Source organism: Actinomadura rudentiformis, from assembly GCF_008923185.1.
In the GTDB taxonomy this organism is placed as follows: Bacteria; Actinomycetota; Actinomycetes; order Streptosporangiales; family Streptosporangiaceae; genus Spirillospora; species Spirillospora rudentiformis.
Genome location: NZ_WBMT01000011.1, coordinates 188,560 through 210,598 on the forward strand (window position 1 = coordinate 188,560; position 22,039 = coordinate 210,598).

Genomic DNA, 22,039 nt, shown 5'->3' on the forward strand with positions numbered 1-22,039 from the left:
GCGTTAGCGTGGACGAGGGAGGCGCGGACGTTGGCGTCGATCTCCCCAGCGACGACTAGCGCAAGCCCGGCATCTGTCTCCCCTGGCCTGGTGGAAATCTCTCACCAGGCCAGGGGGCGGCCGCGGCTGACCTTGTTTCGCCGAGGTCTCACGCAGGCGTGTGGCTAGTTCTTGATGGGGTTGTCGAGAACGTCGAGGCTGGGGCGGGCGCCCAGATGCTGCATGGCCTGGACGGCCAGGCGGTTGCCGGCGGTGAGGGCCTCGGCCGGGGGCTTGCCCTCCAGCCAGGCGGGGAGGAAGCCCGCCACGAAGGCGTCGCCGGCGCCGGTGCCGTCGATGATCTTGTCGATGGGCTCGGCGGCGGCGGTGATGGGCTCGGGGCGGCCGTTGGTGTACCAGAGGGCGCCGTCGGCGCCGGACTTGATCACTACCTGCGGGTACCAGGCGGTGAGCACCTTGGCGGCCGAGGCGGGGGTGTCGCGGCCGGTCAGTACCTCGGCCTCGTCGGCGTTGACCACCAGGAGGCGTGCGCCCTGCGTCCACTCCAGGAACGGCTCGGCGCCCATCCGCTTGAGCGGGGAGGACGAGCCGCCGTCCACGGAGATCGACATCTGCGCCTGGCGGGCGAGGTCGAGGGCATGCTTGGCCGCCTTGCGGGAACCCTCGTTGATCAGCGAGTAGCCGGACAGGTGCAGGTGGGTGCCCTGGTTGAACAGGTCCTTGCAGCGTTCGATGTCCTCGGGCAGCAGCGCGCCGTTGGCGCCGGGGTCCGAGAGCATGGTCCGGTCGCCCTTGTGTGTGATCAACACGACACAGGTGCCGGTCGGGCGCTCCTGGTCCATCACGAGGCGGGCGTCCACGCCGTATCCCATGAGCTCCATGTCACGGTTGCGGCCCGCGATGTCGGAGCCGCGGCGGCCCACGAACGCGACCTCGACGCCTTCCAGAGCGAGCCAGGAGGCGACGTTGGCGCCGGAACCGCCTCCGTGCGAGGTCACGGCGGCAGGAGTGTCGCTCCCCTTGGCAAGGGGGAACGCGGCACGGGCAACGGTGTCAGTCATCAAATCGCCGACCACGACCACGCGCGTCATGGAGTCATCACCTCGATCAACACGGCCCGCGCGAGCGGCATTCAGGGGCGTGTGCTTGACCGTAACAGCTCTTGGACCCCCAGTAGGTCTCGAACGCGCAGCGAAACCAGAGAACCGGTGTTTTTGCATGCTCTTGCTCGCTTTGTTCCGGGGACCTGTGGTGATGGCGGCCGGGGAGCCGTGCCTTACCCTCGGGTACGTGACCGAGGGCTATCCGGATCAGTGGGAGGCCGACGTCGTCCTGACCGACGGCGGGACGGCGCATCTGCGTCCTGTCCGGAGCGATGACGCCGAGCTTTTGCGGGCTTTTTACGCCCGTCTGTCACCGGAGTCGATCTACTACAGGTTCTTCTCGCCACGCCCGCAGCTGACCGAGCGGGAGATCGAGCACTTCACCACGGTCGACTACGACCGGCGGGTGGCCCTGATCGCCACGATCGGCGACTCCATGATCGCCGTCGTCCGTTATGACCAGTTGCCCGACCGGCCTGGGATCGCCGAAGTCGCCTTCCTGGTAGAGGACGCGCACCAGGGACGCGGGCTGGGTGCCGTTCTCCTGGAGCACATCGCGGCCGCCGCCCGGGAGCGTGGGCTGAACCGTTTCGTCGCGAGCGTCCTGCCCGACAACCGGCGGATGACCAGGGTCTTCCGGGAGGCCGGTTACCAGGCCGAGCAGCGCTTCGAGGACGGCGTGATCGAGCTCGTGCTCGATCTGGAGCCGACCGAGACGTCGGTGGAGGTCATGGCGGCCCGGGAGCACCGGGCCGAGTCGCGGTCGATCCAGCGCCTGCTGTTCCCCCGTTCGGTCGCCGTCGTGGGCGCCAGCCGCGCCGAGCACAGCGTGGGACAGACGGTGCTCCGCAACCTGCTGCACGGCGACTTCAGCGGGCCGATCTACCCCGTGCACCCGACCGCGACCGCCGTCGCCGGGGTACGTGCGTACGCCTCGGTTTTGGACATTCCAGATGACGTCGATCTGGCCGTGGTGGCCGTACGGGCCGACAGCGTTCACCAGGTCGTCGAACAGTGTGCGGGCAAGGGCGTCCATGGCCTGGTGGTGGTCTCTTCGGGCTTCGGCGAGACGGGCCCAGAAGGACGGGCCAGCCAGACGGAGCTCGTCCGGCTGGCGCGGGCGTACGGGATGCGCGTGGTCGGGCCGAACTGCCTGGGCATCGCCAACACCGATCCTGAGGTACGGCTGAACGCGACGCTCGCACCGACCATGCCGGGCCGGGGACCGGTGGGCTTCTTCTCCCAGTCCGGCGCGCTGGGCATCGCGATCTTGCAGCGTACGGCCGAACGAGGGCTGGGACTGTCCACGTTCGTCTCGGCCGGCAACCGGGCGGACGTCTCCGGCAACGACCTCATGCAGTACTGGGAGGAGGACCACGCCACCAAGGCGGTCCTGCTCTACCTGGAGTCGCTCGGCAACCCGCGCAAGTTCACCCGGCTGGCCCGCCGCCTCTCCCGCCGCAAGCCGATCGTGGCGGTCAAGAGCGGCCGGAGCACGCAGGGCGTGCCGATCGGGCACGCCGCCCGCGCCCTCAGCCTGCCCGACCACGCCGTCAGCGCCCTCTTCGCCCAGGCCGGTGTGATCAGAGTCGAGGACCTGTCCGAGCTCTTCGACGTCGCCCAGCTCCTGGCCTACCAGCCGCTCCCGGCGGGCGACCGGATCGCGATCATCGACAACTCCGACTCGCTCGGCCTGCTCGCGCAGGACGCCGCCGCGGCGCTGGGCCTGGAGGGCCGCCGCCGGATCGACCTCGGCCCCCTCGCGGACGCCGACGAGTACGAGGCCGCCCTGGCCGAGGCGCTCCAGGACGACACGGTGGACGCCGTGGTGGCCCTCTTCACCCCGCCCACCATCGGCGGCTACGACGTGCGCGTTCCCGAGAAGATCCTCCGTCTCGCCGCCGGGAGCCCCAAGCCGATCGTGGCCACCTACCTCGGCTCCAAGGGCATGCCCGCCGACCTCAGGGTCCCGGGCCCCGACGGCTGGGCCGCCGAGGGGTCCATCCCGTCCTACCCGGCACCGGAAGACGCCGTCCGGGCCCTCGCGTACGTCATCCGCTACGCCCAGTGGCGCCAGCGCCCGCCCGGCCGCCTCCCCGAGTTCGCCGGCACCGACCGCCGCCGCGCGCGTTCCCTCGTGGAAGAGTGGCTCGAGAAAGGTCCCCCGACCCAGGACCAGACAGCCGAACTCCTCGCCTGTTACGGCATCACCGTCGCGCCGGGCCCTTCCGAGACCGTGGCGCCGGCCCCCTCCGACGGCGTGCCCACGCGGATCGTCGCCCTGGAAGACCCCTCGTTCGGCGCCGTGATCTCGTTCGGCCTGTCCGACGAGACCGCCGCCCTCCTGGACGACCGTGCCTACCGCTTGGCGCCCCTCACGGACGTGGAAGCCGCCGAGCTGGTACGCGCCATCCGCACCGCGCCCCTCCTCCTGGGCCACCGAGGCGCCGATCCCGTGGACGTGGCCTCCCTGGAGGAACTCCTCCAACGAGTGGCCAAGCTGGCCCACGACCTTCCAGAAGTGGCCAGGCTCGTTCTAGACCCAGTCCAGGTGACCCCCACCGGGATCAACGTCCAGGATGTGACCCTCCGCCTAGAACGCCCCATCGGCCCCCGCCCCGAACTAGGCCCCCGCCGCCTCCCCTGACGTCGGCGAGGGCAGAGCGCCTGCAGGTCGGCCCGCCGCCCCTTGGCGGGGCGGTGGACGCCGTGGGCTTCAGCCGGGCGGGGGTGGTGGGCTGGGCTCTGGGGTCGGCGGGACCGGGTCCGGGATCGGGCCGGGCGGCGACGGATCCGGGGGCGGGCCGGGTGGCGACGGATCCGGGCCGGGGCCGGGTGGGACCGGGTCTGGGGCCGGGCCGGGCGGGACCGGCCCCGGGGGCGGCTGAGGTGTCGGGCCGGGCGGGGGCTCAGGAGGGGGTACGGGCGGTTCCGGCGCTGGGATGGGCGGCTGCGGGCCTGGTGGGGTCGGGGCCGGCGGCGGCGGGACCGGAGGCGGCGAAGGCATTGGATCTCTGAATTCCATGCCATGTCTCGTACCCCGGGGGCGCCGGGATGACCATGTTCGGGTCGGGCATGTGCGCAGCCCACCCCGAACAGGGCAGGATGGGTTCATGAGGGAAACCCGAGCGACGGCCCACGGGTTGCGAACCGCCATTGAGCGCAGCGGTTACTACCCGGCCTTGGTCGCGGAAGCGGTGGAGTCGGCCATCGGCTCTGAGCCCGTGCTCGCCTACGTGGTGCATCACGAGGCGACGTTCGACCCCGCGATGGAGGTCAGGCGGCACGTGACCGTGCTGGTGCTGTCGGCCAGCCGGCTGCTGGTCTGCCACACCGACGAGCACCCGCCGGGCGAGGGCATGGCTCAACCACACGCCTCCACCACCACCGAGGCCGTCAAGCTGGGCAGGGTCCAGTCGGTCGCGGTGACCCGGGTGGTCCCCGACCCCGCGTCGTACGTGCCGGGCGTGCCGCCGACCGAGGTGGTGCTGACCATCGGCTGGGGTGCGATCGCCCATATCGATCTGGAGCCCGCCACCTGTGGTGATGAGAACTGCGAGGCCGACCACGGCTACACCGGCAGCGTGACCGCCGACGACCTGTCCCTGCGTGTCAGCGAGGCTGCTGACGGGGCCGACGCGGTCTCCCAGGTGCTGGCCTTCGCCGAGGCGCTGTCGTCCGCCACGGCGAATTGAGCGCCTCGCCGCCGCCCGTTCCGGTGCCGCGGTACGGGGCGGGTGCGCTCGCCGACCTGCCGCCCTCGGTGCTGGCAGGGCTCGGAGTGCCGGGCACGCAGAACGTGCTGGGCCTGCCGCGCCTGCCGCGGGCATGCGTGCTGATCATCGATGGGCTGGGCTGGGAGTTGCTCAGGGCCCATCCGGAGGACGCCCCGTTCCTGGCCTCGTTGCCGGGCGGGCCGCTGACCGCGGGGTTCCCCGCCACCACCGTGGCCAGCCTGGGGTCGCTGGCGACCGGTCTGCCGCCCGGCGGGCATGGCCTGCTGGGCGTCCAGGTGGCGATCCCGGGGGCCGGGCGGCTCCTCAACTGCCTGCGCTGGAAGGACCCGGACATCGATCCGGTCACTTTCCAGCCCGCCCCGACCGTGTACCAGAAGGCGGCAGCGGACGGCGTGAACGTCTCCTACGTCGCGCTGGGCTTCTATCGCAACACCGGCCTCAGCATCGCCACCGCGCGGGGCGCCACCTACCGTCCCGCCGACGACATGGGCGAGCTGGTCGGCCGCACGCAGCAGGCCTTGCGGGAGGGCGAGCGCTCGTTCGTGACCGTCTACCACGCCGATCTTGACGCGACCGGGCATCGCTACGGCTCGGGCTCGGCGGACTGGCGGTTCCAGCTGCGCTTCGTGGACCTGCTCGCCGAACGGATCGCGTCGGTGCTCCCCTCGGGGACGGGCCTCTACATCACCGCCGATCACGGCATGGTCGATCCGACCGAACGGGTGGACTTCGACACGGTGGCCGAGTTGCAGGCCGGGGTCGCCATGCTCGGCGGGGACGCCCGGTGCCGCTACGTGTACGCCCAGGACGGCGCGGCCGGGGACGTGCTGGCGGCCTGGCAGGAGCTCCTCGGTGACCGGGCGTGGGTCTACACGCGTGAGGACGCGGTGGCGGAGGGCTGGTTCGGGCCGGTCGAGCCCGACATGCTGGCCCGTATCGGCGACGTGATCGCCGTACCGTATGCGGACATGGCCATTGTCGCGAGCCGCCTCGAACCCCTCGCCTCGCTGATGACCGGCATGCACGGCTCGCTCGTTCCGGCTGAGCAGCTCGTCCCCCTGCTGCGCGTCACCAGGGAGTGAGTGCGCGTCACCAGGGAGTGAGCCCGCGGCCGGGCGGGTCCGCGGCGGAGTGAGCCCGCGACCGGTGAGGTGGCGCGTACGCTGGGGCAACGTGACGATGCCAAGCGAAGCTTGTCCTTTGAAAGGGGGGCTGGGTGGAGGGTGTAGCGGGAGGGGACGATGCCACGCCTCTCCCTAATCCGGGCGCCGACGGTCAAACTGGCGATGTGCACCCTCTCATCGATGTGCCCGCACTCGCCCGGTTGCTTCGCAGCGAGCCGCCGCCGATCCTCCTCGACGTACGGTGGCACCTGTCCGGACCTCCTGGAATCGACTCCTACCGGCGTGGTCATCTGCCCGGCGCGGTCTTCGTCGACCTTGACCGGGACGTGGCCGGGCCGCCCGGCCGGGCCGGCCGGCATCCCCTCCCGGCCGCGGCCGATTTCGAGGCGGCGATGCGGCGCGCCGGGGTCTCCTCGGACCGGCCGGTCGTCGTCTACGACGACGCCGACTCGACGGCCGCCGCCCGGGTCTGGTGGTCGCTGCGGTACTTCGGGCATGAGCGCGTCCGGGTCCTGGACGGCGGTTACCACGCATGGACCGAGGCCGGGCGTACGGTCACGACGGAGGAGCCCGCGGTGAAGCCGGGTGACTTCATCGCCCAAGCCGGGCGCCTGCCGGTGCTGGACGCCGAGGGCGCCGCCGTGCTGGCCAAGTCGGGCGTGCTGCTCGACGCCCGTGCGGCTGAACGTTACCGGGGCGAGACCGAGCCCATCGATCCCGTCGCCGGCCACATCCCGGGCGCCGTCAACGCCCCCACGCACGGCAACGTGGGCGTGGACGGGCGCTTCCTCCCGTCGCAGCTCCTCAGGGAACGATTCGCCCAGCTCGGTGCGACCGACGCGGCGGACGTGGGTGTCTACTGCGGCTCGGGGGTGACGGCGGCGCACGAGATCCTCGCGCTCACGATCGCGGGCGTACCCGCCGCGCTGTACGTGGGGTCGTGGTCCAACTGGGTGACCGATCCCACAAACCCGGTGGCCACGGGCGAGTCAGGGGCCCACGGTCACTAAAATCCCCGCCATGTGGCGCAGGCGGTCGGTCCTTTTCATGGAAGGTCTGGCCGCCTGCCTGCTGGTGGTGGTGTGCGCCGCGATCCCGGCCTCGGCGTCGCCGTCCGCACGGGCGGATCAGCTCGCCGCGCTCCTGCGGCGTGATCCCGTCTACGTCACCGACCACGCCCCGAGGGCCCTGCCCGCGGACGCCGCCGCGCGTGTCAAGCGATCCGTCGCGCGGCTCGGCGTGCGGACGTTCGTCGTGGTCACGCCCGTCACGTACGGCGAGGACCAGGGCCCCGAGGAACTGATCTCCCTCCTCCACGACCGGCTGGACAGGGACGGGATCTACATCGTCGTGAGCCCCAACGGCAGCGGTGGCGAGGTGCGGCAGTTCGGCACCGGCCGGACGCTGAACGCCGACGACGCGTGGATCGCAGCCGACCTGGAGATGCCCTACGACGCGGGCGCGGTCGCGGTGATCGACCGCTTCGTGGAGATCGCCCTGTCGGGCAGGGCGCGCGAACGCCGCGACAATCTGAGACCCCGCCCGCCGTCGCGGACGAGGATCAGCCTGGACGCCCACGACCGGGCAGAACGCCGCGCGGAGCAGCGCGAACACCTGGCCTTCGGCGCCGGGACCGCACTGGGCGGAGTCCCGCTCCTCGCCTTCCTGATCTGGCGCCGCCGAAAGACGACTCGATGACCGCCTGCAAGCGAACGGCCGCCCTGCTGGCCGTGGCCTTCGCCATCCTGCTCCCAGCCGCCCCGGCCCTGGCAGTTCCGGCCCTGGCCGCTCCGGCCGTCCGCGCTGCGGCGTCGGCTGCGGAGCCTCGGCCGGTGGTGAGTTATCCGCCGGGGGCGGATCGGCGGCTTGTGCGCGTGTCCACGGCGCTTGCGCGCGATCCGTTGTTCGTCGACCCGGAGCTCGCGTTCGCCCTCGGCAAGGCGGATCGGGCTCGCCTCAGGGCGGCCATGGCGACCGCCGGCCGCGAGCTCGGCAGGCCTGTCTTCGTCGTCGTGGTCCCGAATCCCCGCGAGTCGGAGTCGCAGGGACGGAACGAGGCGCTGCTCTTCGCCTTGCACGACCGGCTACGGCGCGACGGGTTCTATCTGATGGCGGACGCGCGGGGCTCGCTGGAGGCCGTCGGGTTCAACGTGCCGCGGTACTTCGGCTACTCCGAGCTGGACTCCGCTCCCGACTCGGATCATCCGTTCACCGGGCTCGCGGACAGGCTGATCAAGCGGCTCGATGACAGCCGGACGGCCACGACCGCGCCTCCCACGATGCCGAATCTCTGGACACCGCCCGACCCGTTCGGCCAAGAGGACCGGTTGTCGACCCCCGAGGCCGAGCTGAAATCGCCGTTCCTCCTGGGGCTGTTCCTCATCGGGCCCCTGGCCGCCATCGCCCTCTACTGGGCCGGCCGCTGGGCGATCTCGTTCCGTTCAATCGCGCGGAAGGAGACCAAGGGAACGCGGCAGGGAGCCAGGGGAGCGCCCGCCAAGCCGACCGTGCGGTGGCTGCGCCGCACCGGAGCCGCCGAGCTGGCTCGCCTCCGCGCGATGCTCCCGGAAGCCGAGGGCGATCCAGGCCATACCTACGCGGCCTCCGCGTTCGACGCCGCACAGATTCTCTACGACGACGCGGGCGGCGATCGCGAACGGACCCTCGACCTGGTCGGGGCGATCGTCCTGGCTCGCCAAGGGCAAGCGGCCCTGGCCGACAAGGACCCCACGCCGCGCCCGCCCTGCTTCGTCAATCCTCTGCACGGCCCGTCCACCACCCGCCGCGTGACCAAGCTCGTGCCGGGCCAGAGCCCGGTCTGCGAGTCCTGCGACGGAAAGCCTGTGAAAGACCTCCCTGCCAAGGTCCTCCGCGTACCCGGGCCGGACGGGCCGCGTCCGCACTACAAGGTGCCCGGCGTCTGGCGCGACACGGCGTTCGGCGCCAAGGGCAAAGACTTCGTCCCCCGCGTTCTGGAGTATCTCGGTGTCGACTGAACCCTCGTCCGGCGAACGCCTCGCCGCGGCACTGCGACGTTCCCCGATCTACGTGGACCCCTCGCTCGCCGACGCACTGCCCAAGGCCGAGCGTGCCCGCCTCCTCGCCAAGCTGCGCAAGGCCCCGGCACCGGTCTACGTGCTCCTCGTACCCCTGATCAAGGGCGGTACGTGGACCGATCCCGACCAGCTCGCCAGTGTCGTCCACGGCAGGCTCGGCCGCGACGGCATCTTCATCACCCTGGACGAGGACTCTGACGATCTGGCCGCCCGCGAATGGGGCGGCGACCACCAGGCACGGGACGCGGCGTGGGCGGCGAGCCTCGACGACTCGCTCCGCGACGCCCCTCTCGCGGCCAAGCTCTCCCACACCGTCGATCTGATCATCGCCGGTACGGGCACCCAGGAGTACAAGCGGCTCTCTGCCGAGATCGACCGTCGCTACCGCAGCCGCCGCCCGTCACCGGCCCCGGCGGCCCCCGCGGCCCGGTCCGAGGACACCGACCTCACGCTCCCGCTGACCGCCGTGGGCGTGGCGGTGGCCGGCGGTCTGGCCGGTCTCCTGCTCTGGCGCCACCGCCGGGCGGCCGCGGTCGAACGAGCCGAAGGCGGCCTCCTCCTGCCCCGCGCGGTCTTCGCCACTGCCAACCGCGCCTCCGAGGACCAGCTCCGCGACCAGGCGTCCCACGAGGTCATCACGTTCGGCGAGCTTCTCGACGAGGTGAACGTCACGGGTGAACGTGCGAACGCCCTCATGACCCGTGCCCTCGACGCGTACCAGGCGGCGGGCAAGGTGCTGGACTCGGCCACCGGCGTGCCCGACCTCGCGGGCGTCCTGGTCCTGGTCGACCAGGGCCGCGACGCTCTCGCCTCCGCCCGCGCGGTCTCCGGAGGCGGCAGGGAGGTCCCGCCCAGCCCCCTCTGCTTCTTCAACCCCCTCCACGGCGACGCCGCCGTCGATCTCGACTGGCGCCCGGTCGGGACGCGCAACCGCCTGCGGATCAAGACGTGCCGCGACTGCGCCAAAGCCGCCCGTGCCAAGAAGACACCGCAGGCCCTCCTGGACGACGGCGTTCCGTACTTCGAGACCGGCAGCGTCTGGGCCGAGACCGGCTACGGCCACCTCCGCGACGACCTGATCGAACGGGTCCAGCGCGGCGACCGTAAAAAATCCTGAGCGGCCTGTCGAATCCGGCGGTTCCCGTTCGACCTCTCCGTGAAGGCATCCATCAAGTGAGCACGCAGGGAGAGACATGGACATCCTCGCCACCCTCAAGGCCGAACGCCTCAGCATCGCCGACTTCCTCGACGGCCTCGACGACCACGAATGGGACGTGGCCTCCCTCTGCGACGGCTGGACCGTGCGCGACGTGGCCGCCCACCTGACCACCTCCACCCGCAGCACCCTCGGCGGGACGATCAAGGGCGTGATCCGGGCGCGCGGCAACTGGAACCGCATGAACGCCGACGAGGCCCGCCGGCACGCCGCCCGCTACACCCCCGCCGAAATCATCGCCCAGATCCGCGAGACCGCAGGCTCGGACAAGCGTGCCCCTGGCGCCGGGCCCATGGATCCGCTCGTCGACTTCCTCGTCCACGGCCAGGACATCGCCCGCCCCCTGGGACGCCCCCGGACGATGCCCATCGAGGCTGCGGTCGCGTCCCTCGAACACGTCCACAACAGCGCGTTCTACGGCGCCCGCAAGCGGTTCCGCGGCACGAGGCTGATCGCCACCGACGCCGACTGGCAGGCCGGCGAAGGCTCGGACGAGATCCGTGGCCCTGTCGCGGACCTTCTCCTCCTGGCCACCGGCCGCACCACGGCCGTCCCCCATCTCACCCCCTGACCCAAACCGATCCGGGCCCAAGGCTCGGTGTATTTCAACGGCCTGTCAGCCGGCGCCGAAGCATTGGAAGCCGGTTATGCCGGGGGTGCGAGGAGCGGCGGCCAGGGCTTGGGCGGGGGAGTGGCCCGCGGCGAGGGCCTGATGGAAGGCGAGCATGAACGGTGGTGTCGCCTCGTCTCGTACGGGAGTGACGCTGGCGATCACGGTTGCGGTGCCGAGGGCGAGGAGGGTGCCGACCATGCCGGCGACGGAGTCGGTTTCGGCGCGGCCCAGGTCGCAGGCTGAGAGGACCACGACGTGGGGCGGGGCCTCCAGCTCTTCCAGGTCGTACCCCATCAGAGGGCCGTCGGCGAGATGCAGGCGGGAGAAGAGGGCGTTGCCGTCGCGGAACTCGCCGTGCGCGGCGATGTGCGCGAGGGCGGCGTTGTTGAGGGCGGCCCGCACGTCCTCGGCACGGCGGGGTGTGAGGGCACCGGGGTGGAGCCGGTGGAGGGCCCGGATCTCTGCGGCGGCGTGCGAGAGATCCGGTCCGTGGGCGAGGACCACGTGATCCCCGATCGGGCGTTGGCGGTGGGCGAGCAGCCAGGAGGCCGCTGAGGGGACGACGGTGAACGGGCGGTCGAGGAGGGCGGCCCAGGGCAGCGTGTGCAGGGCGCCGGTAGGGGCTATGACGGGGACCCGGTCGGCGAGGGCGGACTGGACCGGATCGAGGAGGAGTTTCTCGAGGCGGGCTGATGCTTGGACCTGGGCGGAGAGGGCCTGGTCGTCGTCGGGGTCGGCGGCCAGACGGCGGCTCGCGGCCCGGAGCAGGCTGGTGTGGGTCATGGCCTCCGCGAACGGGCCCAGGTGATGGCGTCGGGGGCGGCCTCCGGAGACGGTGATCGCGTGCAGTTCGGGGCCGATCCGGACGTACTCCAGCAGTGCACGGTCACCTCCGCCATCGCGGTCGCTGAGAGCGTCGATGAGTTCCGGGATGCCGGGGTTGTACGCGGGGTGCGTGACGGAGTGCCGCCGCGTCGTGGTGCGGATCTGGGATTCGAGGTCGTCCAGACGATGACCGTCCTCGGCGCTGGTCTCGCGGAGTTCGGTGAGGAGTGCGGCTCGTTCGGGATCGGAGGCGCGGGAGGTCAGCGGGCGCCGTGCCAGGGCTCTCTGGCGTTCCTCTGCGGTGAGGAGCTCGCGGGCGGAACGGGCCAGGTGAAGGCCCAGGGCGGCGAGTTCGGAGCCCAGACCTGCCGCGCGGGCTCTCAGGTCCGCCGCGCTCAGCGCCTCGGCGTGTTCTTCGAGGACGTGGAGTCCGGACCAGATCGCGCTGAGCGCACCGCGCCGGTCCTGGCGTGCCCAGTGTTCGAGGGCGATGGCGTGGTAGGCGGCGACCCGGAGCGCGGCCGGCCCGGTCATGCGGGCTCTGCTCAGCGGTGTGAGCAGGTGGCCGGCCGGGCGCTTGAGGTGGAGGGCCACGCGGGCCGCGATGATGCGGGCTTCGGCGGACGCCTCCAGCCAGCCGCCGCGTTCGAGACGTTCGGCGGTGGCGGACGCCGTGCGGAGCAGCACCGTCGAGCGGTCGCCCTCGGCCCAGCGGGCGCGGAGGAGGAGATGTTCGGCGAGGAGCATCCAGCCGGTGCGTTCCTGGGCGGCGAAGGCGGCGCGGGCTCGTTCCGCCGTCGCCGCGGCTCGTTCAGGATCTCCGTCGGCGAGCTCGGCATGGGCGAGCAGGAGCAGGCCGTCGGCCACGTCGCAGGCGTAGCCGTGGGCTGTCGCGTCCGCGAGGGCTGTGGTGAGAAGGGGCCGGGCCTCGGCGGGCAGCCCGGCCCTGATGAGGGTCTCCGATTGGTCGAGACGGGTTTGCGCGAGGCGTTCTCCCGTCAGGTCGGGCTCGGCTTCGGCATAGAGCCTGAGCGCACGGGAGAAGTTGCCGCGCCGGGAGGCCACGAACGCGAGGTTCGCCCTGGCCATCGCGGTCTGGTGCTGGAGGTCGGCCGCCGAGCCGACCGTGACCGCTTCGGCCAGCAGTGACTCGGCGGCGGGCAGATCGGCGTGGAGTGCGCGGGCCAGGCCTAGGTTGGTGAGGAGGCCCATCAACGTGACCGGGTCGCCACCCGAACGGAGCCGGGACAGCGCGGGAGCGGCGGCCTGGTGCGCCTCGGCGAGACGTCCCGCTCTTGCCAGGGCACCGGCGAGGTTGGCGGCGAGCCTGTCCGCGTCCTCGCCGGTAAGGATGCCTTCGGCCTGCGCTGCCGCCGCGAGTGCGTTCGGGATGTCACCGCGTGCGGCGAGGAGACCCACGAGGTTCATGCGGACCTGTGCTGCGGCGTAGGTGTTCCCCGACGACTCGGCTTCGGTGAGGGCTTGCCGGAGATGGCCGAGACCCTCGTCGAGGAGGCCCAGTTCGTTCGCCGCCAGTGCCGCCGCGCGCAGCACCAGCGGACGGTCGCCGGTGGACGCGAGGAGGGACAACGCGCGGTCGTACGCGGCGGGAGGATCGGTTACCGCGAGCCGGATGAGATCGGTCAAAGGCGTACCCAGCTCGTCACGACCGACGTGGCGTCGGAGAGGTGGAACTCGAGACTGACCAGGCCCTCGGGGACCCGCGGAAGCACGAACTGACCCGCCTTGTCCGTACGGGTGGAAAGGACGTCGTGCGCATAGGTGAGATGGCGGACGCGTACGTGAGCGTCGCAGGCCGGTACGAGACGGCCGGTGAGTTCGCGGTTCGAGCGCTCCGTCCCGGTCACCTCGATCTCCACGGACAGCTCCGTGCCGGCGAACGTCAGCAGGCGGGTGGTGACGCCGCGGACACCGGCGGGCAACGGCCGGTTGTGGTCGTCGGCGAGTTCCGCGAGAGCGGCGTCCGGCCGGCGCCAGGTGATCGCTGAACGGCCCGCGGCGAGGACGTCCTCGGGGATCGGGTCCAGGGCTTGGAACGCGGCGCGCAGCCGGACGAGGAGTTCGTCTTCGTTCATCGCGGCAACCTCCGCTGCAGGTTGTCCAGGCAGCGGGCACGCGTCGGGCCGATGCTGCCGATGGGGATGTCGAGCGCGGCGGCCAGTTCGGCGTAGCTCGGCGCGAGGGCGAGCATGCGCAGCAGCACCTGGCAACGGCGGGGCAACGCCTGCAACGCCGCCGCGACGTCACCGAGGCGTTCGCGGGCGAGGAGGATCTGCTCGGGCGGGGGAGCGGCGTCCTCGCGGACGTCGTACGGGAGCCGCCGCGTGCCGCTGCGCTGGGCCGTGCGCAGGCTCTCGCGCCGGGCGGTGGTCGCGAGCCAGCCGCCCACGGCGCCCGGCTCGGCGATCTGGTCCATGCGTTCGATCAGGCGCAACCAGGTCATCTGCACGACGTCGCCGCCGTCGGCCTCGTTCAGCCCGAACGAGCGCGCGATCGACCACAGCAGCCCGCTGTACCGGTCGACCAGCCGGCTCCAGGCGGCGCCGTCCCCGTCGCGCGCCCGGACGACCAGGTCGGCCGTCGCTTCGTCCAGTTGCTCGTGCAGTTCCTCTTCCAGGGCCATCGCCGTCTCCTCGCGAGGCCCCCCGCTGATCGACGACCTTAGGGGTGCGACCTGGCGATGCCGGTGCGGAGACGCGCGCGGTTATCGCTTCGCCGCCGTGCTGTGCTCAAGACCTGATGATTACGCCGAGGTCGGGAAGGGTAGGCGCCGCGGCCGGATCGAGGACGCGGTCGGCGGCCTCGACGGCGGCCAGGCCTCCGGCGGCGAGGCCCGCGATCCGTCCGGCCACGGCGGGGGCGGCGAACGACGTGCCGCTCCAGCGGGCGAACCCCTCGAACGCGTCGGGGTCGATGCCGTTCACCCGGGGCCGCGTTCCGTCGAAGCGCACATAGGTGCTGGTGATGTCCACGCCGGGCGCGCAGGCGTCCACCCACCAGCCGTAGTTGGAGAACCACGCACGATCCCGCTGGGCCGCGTCGAGGGCCGCGACCGCGACCACGGACTTGAGCGCCGCCGGCCAGAACGGGCGGTCGCTCGCCGCGTTGCCCGCGCAGGCGACGACGACCGTCCGGCGGCCGAGCGCCGCGATGGCGCGCGACAGGACGGGCGAGGGGCGGTCGTCGAACGTGTGGCAGCCGAGCGACAGGTTGACGACGTCGGCTCGCCCCCGGGACGCCAGCCACGACAGCGCGCGGATGACGTCGACCTCGTCGCCCACCCCGTCCCCGCCGAGCACGCGGCGGGCGAGGATGCGGGCGGCGGGCGCGTGCTGGAGCAGGACACCGGCGATGAACGTGCCGTGCCCGGCCTGCGCGTCGAGCTCGAAGTCGAGGTCGGCGTCCAGGACCTCGGTCACCTCGTCCCGCTGCTCGGCGTACCAGCCCGTCCCCTCGTACCAGGGATGCGGCGACAACCCGGTGTCCAGGACGGCGACCGTGACCTCCCGCCGCCGCCCCGCTCCTTGATCTCCTGGATCGGCCTGCGGTGCCGGGAGCGGCGCGGCGGGGCGGGGGAGGTCGGCGGGTCCGCTCCACCACAGCGGCTGGCCGTGCACGAGATGGTTGGGGGAGACGGTCAGCCGGCGGTGCCGTCCGTCGCCGCCGAGCTGCGCGGCCAGTTCGCAGACGTCGACCTTCGCGGGCGGACGCAGGCGCAGCCGGGTGACGCCGTGCTCCTCCTGCCGCGAGTCGTACCAGCGCCGGACGAGATCCTCGGCGGCGGGCGCGTCATGGCCGGCGACCAGGATCTGGTCGCGGCGGATCAGCGCCGGACGCCCGGTGAGCGGCTCGACCACCGCCGCGTCGCGATGCCGTGCCAGCAGCCGTTCGAGCCGTACCTCTTGGTCGAACATCGGCACCCGCTTTCACTCTTCGTGACCGCTCCAGCGCCCATAGTGCCCACCCGTGGTACCGGTTAACCGGGCTTGGAGCACCTGGCAGTAGCGGAATGCGGGAGATCGGTGCGTTACTGGACATGTGATCGGACGCGGGGCGTTCCGGGGGCCGGCGATCCCGGGGCCCGGAGCACGGGCGACGGCCCTGGTGGGAGCGCTCACGCTGGAACGCGGGGCGAGCCTGCTCGCCGGCGCCGCGCTGATGCTGGCCTTTCCCAGACCCGGTCTCGGCTGGCTGGCGTGGATCGTCCTCGTACCCGGGATGATGCTGATCCGGTCGGCTCCGACCGTGCGCGAGGCGGCATTGCGCGGCTGGTGGTTCGGTGCGGGGTTTCTGCTCGCCGCGCTCTACTGGACGCTGCCGAACATCGGACCCGGCCTGCTCCTCGTGGCGATCGTCTTCGGCCTGCCCTGGGCGGTCTGGGGCGCGTTGATCCGATGGCTCGTCCCCGCCCACCCCCTCGCCGCGCTGATCGTCGTCCCCAGCGCCTGGCTGGTCATCGAACTCCTCCGCTCCTGGCCCCGCCTGGGCGGCCCCTGGGCGCTGCTCGGAGCGAGCCAGTGGCGATACCCGCCGATGCTCGGCCTGGCGGCGCTCGGCGGTGTCTGGCTGATCTCGTTCGCGATCGTCGCGTTCAACACCGCCCTCCTGCTCGCCCTCGTCGCACCGAGGCTGCGCATGCGCCTGGCAGCTCCCGCGCTGGCCATCCTGCTCGCCGGCCCCGCCTCGTACATGCTGGCGGACGAGCCGCCCGCCGACCGCACCCTCACCGTCGCGCTGGTCCAACCCGGAGTCGTGCACGACCGCGACGAACGGCTCGCCGCCAGCGAACGGATCACAGCCGCGCTCCCTCCCGCCGACCTGATCGTGTGGGGCGAGAGCAGCGTCGGCCACGACCTCGCCCGGCGGCCGGACCTGACCGCCCGGCTCAGCGCCCTCACGCCCCGCGGGCACCTGCTGGTGAACGAGGACGCCCGCGACGCGACGGGGCGCATCTCCAAGAGCTCGATCCTGATCAGCCCGGCGGGCATCCAGGACCGGTACGTGAAGACACGGCTGGTCCCGTTCGGCGAGTACATCCCGTTCCGCGACGCCATCGGCTGGCTCAGCCGGATCAGCGCCGCCGCCGCCGAGAACCGCGTCCCCGGAACGGGCGCGGGCGTCATGCAGACCGGCGACGTGACGATCGGGCCCCTCGTGTGCTTCGAATCCGCGTTCCCCGACCTTGGACGTGCCGTGGTGGAACGAGGCGCCCAGGTGATCGTCTACCAGTCGGCGACATCGACGTTCCAGGAGAGCTGGGCCCCGCCGCAGCACGCCGCCCTCGCCGCCGTCCGCGCCGCCGAGACCGGACGGCCCACCGTGCAGGCCGCGCTGACCGGCGTCTCCGCCGCGTTCGACGCCCGCGGCCGCCGCCTCGCCTGGATGGACACCGACCGCCGCGGCTCGCTGGTCACCACGCTCCGCGTCCCTCCACAGTCGAGCCGCACACCCTACGACCGCTTCGGCGACCACATCCCCTACCTCGCGGTCGCCGTGACCCTGACCGCAGTCCTCGCCGGTGCCCGGCGGCGCTTCCGTTGAATCCTGAAGAGCCAAGGACCGGAGTCCCTGTCATGTGGGACGCGCCGATCCGTAACTTCTCCATTGCGACGACCACCTGACCACCGCTCGCAGGAACCGCTGCGGGGGCTCTGCGGATGCGAGCGGGGTCGTCGCTTTTTTCATGCCCGGGTGGCGAACATCTCGCGGTCAATCGATCGGCAAACAGTGGTCGTGCGGTGGTGCGTCACGTTCGGATGATGCACAATGAGGGACGCGGACGCCGTCCTGGGACGTACGAGGCCGTAGGGGAAGACGAGCCTCAGTACAGATCCAGGAGGTCCGGTGACCGCACGTGGCGTTTTCTACGTCCACTCCGCGCCACCTGCGCTGAGCCCGCATGTCGAGTGGGCGGCCGCAGGTGTTCTTGGCGTGCCCTGTTCTCTTGAATGGGCCGACCAGCCCGCCGCTCCGGGCACCCTGCGCGCGGAGCTCCACTGGGAGGCGGCCGCGGGTACCGCGGCCGGCATCACCTCCGCGCTACGGAATTGGAAACTGCTGCGTTTCGAAGTCACCGAGGATCCGACGCCCGGCTGCGACGGAGTGCGCTACAGCTTCACACCGTCGCTGGGCGTCTTCACCGGAGTGATCGGCGCCAACGGCGACATCATGGTCCCCGAAGACCGCCTCCGCGCCGTCATGGCGAACGCGGCCGTCGGCAAGACCACCCTGGAGCACGAGCTCGACCGCCTTCTGGGCACCCCTTGGGACAACGAGCTCGAACCCTTCCGCCGAGCCGGCGACGGCGCCCCCGTCCGCTGGCTGCATGCGGCTGTGTAAATTTCTCTCTCGGCCTGCGGCCTCGCCTAGCGGCTCGACCGCAACCGAGCTCTGGGCGAGCGCTGCATCGCTTCGCGATCTTCGAGCAAAGCATCGCCTTCGGCTTGCTTCGCTCTCAGACCTCCGGACGCGCTCGCGCCGGTTGAGGTCGTCGCGTGGTCCTGCCCCCCGGCTGAGCTGCTCCCGCTCCTGCCGCCACAAACAAAACGGACCCGGTGACCTCAGCCGGTGGAGCAACCGGCCACCGCGAGCGCGCGACAGGGTCGTGAAAGCAAAACAACACCGCCCCCCGAGCCGTCAGGCTCGGGGGGCGGTGTTGTAAGGGAATTAATCAACCCAACGCTGGAAGACGACGGACACGTTGTGGCCGCCGAAGCCGAAGGAGTTGTTGAGGGCGGCCAGCGGGCCGTCGGGCAGCGGGCGGGGTTCGCCGTGCACGATGTCGAGGTCCACTTCGTCGTCGATGTCTTCGAGATTGGCGGTGGGGGGCACCAGGCCCTCGCGCAGCGCGAGGATGGTGAAGACCGACTCCAGGGCGCCGGCGCCGCCCAGGAGGTGGCCGGTCATCGACTTGGTGCCGGTCACCAGCAGCTTGGAGCTGACCTCGGGGCCGAGCGCGGCCTTGATGGAGGCCAGCTCGGCGACGTCGCCGGCGGGCGTGGAGGTGGCGTGCGCGTTGACGTGCACGATGTCCTCGGGCTTGAGGCGGGCGTTGTCCAGGGCGCGGCGCATGGCCTTGGCCTGGCCGGTGCCGGTCGGGTCGGGCAGCACGATGTCGTAGGCGTCGCCGGAGTAGCCGCAGCCGGCCGCGATCCCGTGGATCGTGGCGCCGCGGGCGCGGGCGTGCTCCTCGGACTCCAGGATCATCACGGCGGAGCCCTCGCCGAGCACGAAGCCGTCGCGGTTCTTGTCGTACGGGCGGGACGCGCGCTCGGGCTCGTCGTTACGGGTCGACATCGCGCGCATGGCGCCGAACGAGGCCATCTGCAACGGGTGGATGCACGCCTCGGTGCCGCCGCAGATCACGACGTCGGCGCGGCCGTTGCGGATCATGTCGATGGCGTAGCCGACGGCCTCGGCGGAGGAGGCACAGGCGCTGACCATGCCGTGCGACCCGGCCATCGCGCCGTACTCGATGCCGACGTGTCCGGCCGAGCCGTTCGGCATCAGCATGGGGACGGTGAACGGCGAGACGCGGGTCCAGCCCTTCTCCTTCTCGACCTCGTAGCTGGTGAGGGCCGAGTGCAGGCCGCCGATGCCGGTGGAGACCACGACGCCGAGCCGGTCGCCGTCGGCGATCTCGAATCCCTCGGCGTCCTCTTCGTAGCCCTTCTTGGTGCGCGGCTTGAGACCGGCGTTCGCCCAGGCCTCCTTCGCCGCGATCAGCGCGATCGCCTGGCAGCGGTCCAACCGGCGCAGGGCCTGCTTGGGCATGACCTCGGACGGGTCCACCTCGAGCGTGGCGGCGAACCGCACCGGAAGTTCGTCGACGTTCTCCCAGTCGAGCTTGCGCACCCCGGACTTGCCGGCGAGCAGCGCGGACCAGGTCGACGGCAGATCTCCACCGAGAGGTGTCGTTGCACCCATGCCGGTGACGACGACTGTGGTCTGGCTCGTGCTCATCAGTGCTCCTCGCAAACTGGGGGTTGGAAAGCGGCGCGCCTTGGACCTGCCAGTGGCGCGCCGCGCCCCGGCATCGTCAGGCCTGCAGGTTCTGGACGAAGTTGATGACGTCCTTGACCGTCTTGAGGTTGCGAAGCTCGTCGTCGGGGATCTCGACGCCGAACTTGTCCTGCGCGGCCACCGCGATCTCTACCATCGACAGCGAGTCGATGTCGAGGTCGTCGATGAAGTTCTTCTCCGGCGTCACCTCGTCCTTGTCGATGCCGACGATCTCATCGATGATCTCGGCGAGGCCGTCCAGGATCTGCTGCTCGGTGGCTTGTGCCATGTTGTGCCTTCTCCTCCTTGATTGGTCCAGAGCTGGGCGCAGGACGATCGTTCGCCTACGGGATCTGGATGACTTGGGCAGCGTAGGCCAGCCCGGCGCCGAACCCGATCAGCAGGGCTGGGTCTCCGGACCGGACGTCGCCGCGTTCGATCATGTGGGCCAGGGCGAGCGGGATCGAGGCCGCCATGGTGTTGCCGGAGGTGACGATGTCGTCCGCTACCACGGCGTTGGTCGCGCCGACCTTGCGCGCGATCGAGTCGACGATGCGCAGGTTGGCCTGGTGCGGAACGATCGCGCCGAGGTCGGCGGGGGTGATGCCCGCGCGCTCGCACGCCTCCAGCGCGATCGGCGCGATCGCGGTGGTCGCCCACCGGAACACCGCCTGGCCCTCCTGCGTGATGAACGAGTTGCGGTCGGCGATGGAGATCTTGTCGGCCTGGTCGCCGGCGCTGCCCCACACGACCGGGCCGATGCCGGGCTCGTCGCTGCCGGCCACCACGGCCGCGCCCGCGCCGTCGGCGAAGATGATGCAGGTCGAACGGTCGGTCCAGTCGATCCACTGCGAGGTCTTCTCGGCGCCGATCACCAGGACGTTGCGGGCGCTGCCGCCGCGGACCGCGGCGCTGGCCGTGGCCAGCGCGTAGCAGAAGCCCGAGCAGGCGGCGTTGAGGTCGAACGCGCCGGGCGCGTGGATGCCGAGCCGGTGCGCGGTGGGCGCCGACACGTTCGGCATGGGCACGTCGTGCGACGCCGTGGCGACGATGACGAGGTCGATGTCATCGGGGGCGAGGCCACTTCCGGCCAGCGCCTTGCCGCCCGCGTGCACGGCCATGTCGACGAGCGACTCGTCGTCCCCGGCGATGCGCCGCTCGGCGATGCCGACGCGGCTGCGGATCCATTCGTCGTTGGTGTCGACGGTCTTGGCCAGGTCGTCATTGGTGACGACCTTCGACGGCTGGTAGTCGCCGAACGAGAGAATCCGGGCACCCGGAGTGACGTTCGGCACGCGCAGGCGCGCCCGGGGAGTCGGTGTGGTCATGAGGTGTGCGCCTCGATCAGCTGGCGGGCCTTCTCGAGGTCCTCGGGGGTCTTCAGGGCGAGCGTCGCCACCCCGGCGTCCTTGAGCTCGCGCTTGGCGAGCCCGACCAGGGTGCCGGCGGGCGGCAGTTCGATGATCGCGGTGACGCCGAGCTCGCGCATGGTGGCCATGCAGGCGTCCCAGCGCACCGGGGCGCTGACCTGTTCGACGAGGCGGTCGAGGTACTCCCGTCCGGAGCCGACGACCGCGCCGTCGCGGTTGGACAGCAGCGTGGCCGCGGGGTCGGCGACCGGCGCGCCCGGCGCGAGCCGGCGCAGCGTGTCGACGGCGGGGGCCATGTGCTCGGTGTGGAACGCGCCGGCGACCGACAGCGTCCGCAGCCGCGCCTTCGGTGGCGGCTCACTCGCGAATTCCTCGAGCTGGGCCTTCGTGCCGGCGGCCACGACCTGGCCCGCGCCGTTGACGTTGGCGGGGGTGAGGCCGTGCTTGTCGATCGCGGCGAGCACCTCGTCGGCGTCGCCGCCGAGCACCGCCGTCATGCCGGTCTCGGTGACCGCGGCTGCCTCGGCCATGGCGCGGCCCCGTTCGCGAACGAGCACCAGCGCGGCCTCGGGGGAGAGCACGCCGGAGATCGCCGCGGCGGCCAGCTCGCCGACGCTGTGACCCGCGACCGCGTCGGGCCGCGCGTCACCCGGGTAGAGCGCCTCGTACGCGGCGAGCGCGGCGGCGACCAGCAGCGGCTGGGCCACGGCGGTGTCGCGGATCTCCTCGGCGTCGGCCGTCGTGCCGTAGCGCACCAGGTCCAGGCCGGTGACGGCGGACCACCATGCCAGGCGGTCGGCGACACCGGGTACCTCTAGCCATGGCTGAAGGAAGCCGGGGGTCTGGGCGCCCTGGCCGGGCGATGCGAGGAGAATCACAGACCCCAGCCTGCCCGGTGCGGGTCGGCCGTGCCGATGCGGATCAGCACGAACTTTCGTCGCAGGGGTTTGTACGACACCTACAAGGCGGGAAA

General features: G+C 71.7%; 19 protein-coding genes. 10 read left to right on the forward strand and 9 right to left on the reverse strand.

Translation table 11 applies throughout. The annotated features are described in order from the left end of the window. Positions 1-164: 164 nt before the first annotated feature. Complete coding sequence (locus F8566_RS23825) at positions 165-1,091, reverse strand: carbohydrate kinase family protein (RefSeq protein WP_151563480.1); 927 nt, start codon at positions 1,089-1,091, stop codon at positions 165-167. Between the two features lie 163 nt (positions 1,092-1,254). Here F8566_RS23825 and F8566_RS23830 point away from each other — a divergent pair, with 163 nt between their 5' ends. The 8 genes from F8566_RS23830 to F8566_RS23870 all read left to right on the forward strand — a co-directional run bounded on the left by F8566_RS23830 (position 1,255) and on the right by F8566_RS23870 (position 10,807). Next, positions 1,255-3,750, forward strand: coding sequence for a bifunctional acetate--CoA ligase family protein/GNAT family N-acetyltransferase (locus F8566_RS23830; RefSeq protein ID WP_151563774.1), 2,496 nt, complete (start codon positions 1,255-1,257; stop codon positions 3,748-3,750). A 466-nt stretch (positions 3,751-4,216) separates the two neighbouring features. Beyond that, the gene (locus F8566_RS23840) at positions 4,217-4,798 is read left to right on the forward strand and encodes a DUF5998 family protein (protein ID WP_151563482.1); all 582 of its coding nucleotides are present in this window, start codon (positions 4,217-4,219) and stop codon (positions 4,796-4,798) included. Beyond that, entirely contained in the window at positions 4,795-5,922 is a 1,128-nt protein-coding gene (locus F8566_RS23845) for an alkaline phosphatase family protein (RefSeq protein ID WP_151563485.1), read from the forward strand. Before F8566_RS23840 ends, F8566_RS23845 begins: the two co-directional genes overlap by 4 nt. 206 nt (positions 5,923-6,128) lie before the next feature. Next, the gene (locus F8566_RS23850; RefSeq protein WP_151563487.1) at positions 6,129-6,974 is read left to right on the forward strand and encodes a sulfurtransferase; all 846 of its coding nucleotides are present in this window, start codon (positions 6,129-6,131) and stop codon (positions 6,972-6,974) included. A 10-nt stretch (positions 6,975-6,984) separates the two neighbouring features. Beyond that, positions 6,985-7,662 carry a hypothetical protein gene (locus tag F8566_RS23855; protein ID WP_151563489.1) on the forward strand — a complete coding sequence of 226 codons (678 nt, stop codon included), beginning with the start codon at positions 6,985-6,987 and terminating at the stop codon, positions 7,660-7,662. Then, positions 7,659-8,960, forward strand: a complete 1,302-nt coding sequence (locus F8566_RS23860) for a hypothetical protein (RefSeq protein ID WP_151563492.1) — start codon at positions 7,659-7,661, stop codon at positions 8,958-8,960. Before F8566_RS23855 ends, F8566_RS23860 begins: the two co-directional genes overlap by 4 nt. Further along, positions 8,950-10,137, forward strand: coding sequence for a hypothetical protein (locus tag F8566_RS23865; protein WP_151563494.1), 1,188 nt, complete (start codon positions 8,950-8,952; stop codon positions 10,135-10,137). Before F8566_RS23860 ends, F8566_RS23865 begins: the two co-directional genes overlap by 11 nt. Positions 10,138-10,213: 76 nt before the next feature. Continuing rightward, on the forward strand, positions 10,214-10,807 hold the full coding sequence (locus F8566_RS23870; protein WP_151563496.1) for a maleylpyruvate isomerase family mycothiol-dependent enzyme: 594 nt from the start codon (positions 10,214-10,216) through the stop codon (positions 10,805-10,807). Between the two features lie 45 nt (positions 10,808-10,852). Here the strand turns inward: F8566_RS23870 and F8566_RS23875 are convergent, their stop codons facing one another. The 4 genes from F8566_RS23875 to F8566_RS23890 form a co-directional block, all read right to left on the reverse strand. Next, positions 10,853-13,321 carry a CHAT domain-containing protein gene (locus F8566_RS23875; protein WP_225993460.1) on the reverse strand — a complete coding sequence of 823 codons (2,469 nt, stop codon included), beginning with the start codon at positions 13,319-13,321 and terminating at the stop codon, positions 10,853-10,855. Then, positions 13,318-13,770: a hypothetical protein gene (locus F8566_RS23880; protein WP_151563498.1), complete on the reverse strand. Its 453-nt coding sequence runs from the start codon at positions 13,768-13,770 to the stop codon at positions 13,318-13,320. The genes F8566_RS23875 and F8566_RS23880 overlap by 4 nt, the downstream gene beginning before the upstream one ends. Beyond that, positions 13,767-14,318, reverse strand: a complete 552-nt coding sequence (locus F8566_RS23885) for an RNA polymerase sigma factor (RefSeq protein WP_151563500.1) — start codon at positions 14,316-14,318, stop codon at positions 13,767-13,769. The genes F8566_RS23880 and F8566_RS23885 overlap by 4 nt, the downstream gene beginning before the upstream one ends. Before the next feature lie 106 nt (positions 14,319-14,424). Beyond that, complete coding sequence (locus F8566_RS23890; RefSeq protein ID WP_151563503.1) at positions 14,425-15,609, reverse strand: S8 family peptidase; 1,185 nt, start codon at positions 15,607-15,609, stop codon at positions 14,425-14,427. A 124-nt stretch (positions 15,610-15,733) separates the two neighbouring features. Here F8566_RS23890 and lnt point away from each other — a divergent pair, with 124 nt between their 5' ends. Beyond that, positions 15,734-17,236: an apolipoprotein N-acyltransferase gene (lnt, locus tag F8566_RS23895; RefSeq protein ID WP_151563505.1), complete on the forward strand. Its 1,503-nt coding sequence runs from the start codon at positions 15,734-15,736 to the stop codon at positions 17,234-17,236. Positions 17,237-17,539: 303 nt separating this feature from the next. Then, entirely contained in the window at positions 17,540-18,034 is a 495-nt protein-coding gene (locus tag F8566_RS23900; RefSeq protein ID WP_151563507.1) for a DUF3145 domain-containing protein, read from the forward strand. Positions 18,035-18,361: 327 nt separating this feature from the next. Here the strand turns inward: F8566_RS23900 and F8566_RS23905 are convergent, their stop codons facing one another. The 4 genes from F8566_RS23905 to F8566_RS23920 form a co-directional block, all read right to left on the reverse strand. Continuing rightward, positions 18,362-19,657: a beta-ketoacyl-[acyl-carrier-protein] synthase family protein gene (locus F8566_RS23905; protein ID WP_151563509.1), complete on the reverse strand. Its 1,296-nt coding sequence runs from the start codon at positions 19,655-19,657 to the stop codon at positions 18,362-18,364. Positions 19,658-19,733: 76 nt separating this feature from the next. Beyond that, on the reverse strand, positions 19,734-19,985 hold the full coding sequence (locus F8566_RS23910; protein WP_151563511.1) for an acyl carrier protein: 252 nt from the start codon (positions 19,983-19,985) through the stop codon (positions 19,734-19,736). A gap of 55 nt (positions 19,986-20,040) precedes the next feature. Next, on the reverse strand, positions 20,041-21,024 hold the full coding sequence (locus tag F8566_RS23915; RefSeq protein WP_151563513.1) for a beta-ketoacyl-ACP synthase III: 984 nt from the start codon (positions 21,022-21,024) through the stop codon (positions 20,041-20,043). Then, on the reverse strand, positions 21,021-21,944 hold the full coding sequence (locus tag F8566_RS23920; protein WP_151563516.1) for an ACP S-malonyltransferase: 924 nt from the start codon (positions 21,942-21,944) through the stop codon (positions 21,021-21,023). Before F8566_RS23920 ends, F8566_RS23915 begins: the two co-directional genes overlap by 4 nt. Between the last annotated feature and the right edge of the window lie 95 nt (positions 21,945-22,039).

Excerpts from the sequence above, each read along its gene's own strand:
- F8566_RS23825 (WP_151563480.1), bottom strand. The coding sequence starts at position 1,091 with ATGACGCGCGTGGTCGTGGTCGGCGATTTGATGACTGACACCGTTGCC.
- F8566_RS23830 (WP_151563774.1), top strand. The coding sequence starts at position 1,255 with ATGGCGGCCGGGGAGCCGTGCCTTACCCTCGGGTACGTGACCGAGGGC.
- F8566_RS23840 (WP_151563482.1), top strand. The coding sequence starts at position 4,217 with ATGAGGGAAACCCGAGCGACGGCCCACGGGTTGCGAACCGCCATTGAG.
- F8566_RS23855 (WP_151563489.1), top strand. The coding sequence starts at position 6,985 with ATGTGGCGCAGGCGGTCGGTCCTTTTCATGGAAGGTCTGGCCGCCTGC.
- F8566_RS23860 (WP_151563492.1), top strand. The coding sequence starts at position 7,659 with ATGACCGCCTGCAAGCGAACGGCCGCCCTGCTGGCCGTGGCCTTCGCC.
- F8566_RS23870 (WP_151563496.1), top strand. The coding sequence starts at position 10,214 with ATGGACATCCTCGCCACCCTCAAGGCCGAACGCCTCAGCATCGCCGAC.
- F8566_RS23880 (WP_151563498.1), bottom strand. The coding sequence starts at position 13,770 with ATGAACGAAGACGAACTCCTCGTCCGGCTGCGCGCCGCGTTCCAAGCC.
- F8566_RS23885 (WP_151563500.1), bottom strand. The coding sequence starts at position 14,318 with ATGGCCCTGGAAGAGGAACTGCACGAGCAACTGGACGAAGCGACGGCC.
- F8566_RS23890 (WP_151563503.1), bottom strand. The coding sequence starts at position 15,609 with ATGTTCGACCAAGAGGTACGGCTCGAACGGCTGCTGGCACGGCATCGC.
- F8566_RS23905 (WP_151563509.1), bottom strand. The coding sequence starts at position 19,657 with ATGAGCACGAGCCAGACCACAGTCGTCGTCACCGGCATGGGTGCAACG.
- F8566_RS23910 (WP_151563511.1), bottom strand. The coding sequence starts at position 19,985 with ATGGCACAAGCCACCGAGCAGCAGATCCTGGACGGCCTCGCCGAGATC.
- F8566_RS23915 (WP_151563513.1), bottom strand. The coding sequence starts at position 21,024 with ATGACCACACCGACTCCCCGGGCGCGCCTGCGCGTGCCGAACGTCACT.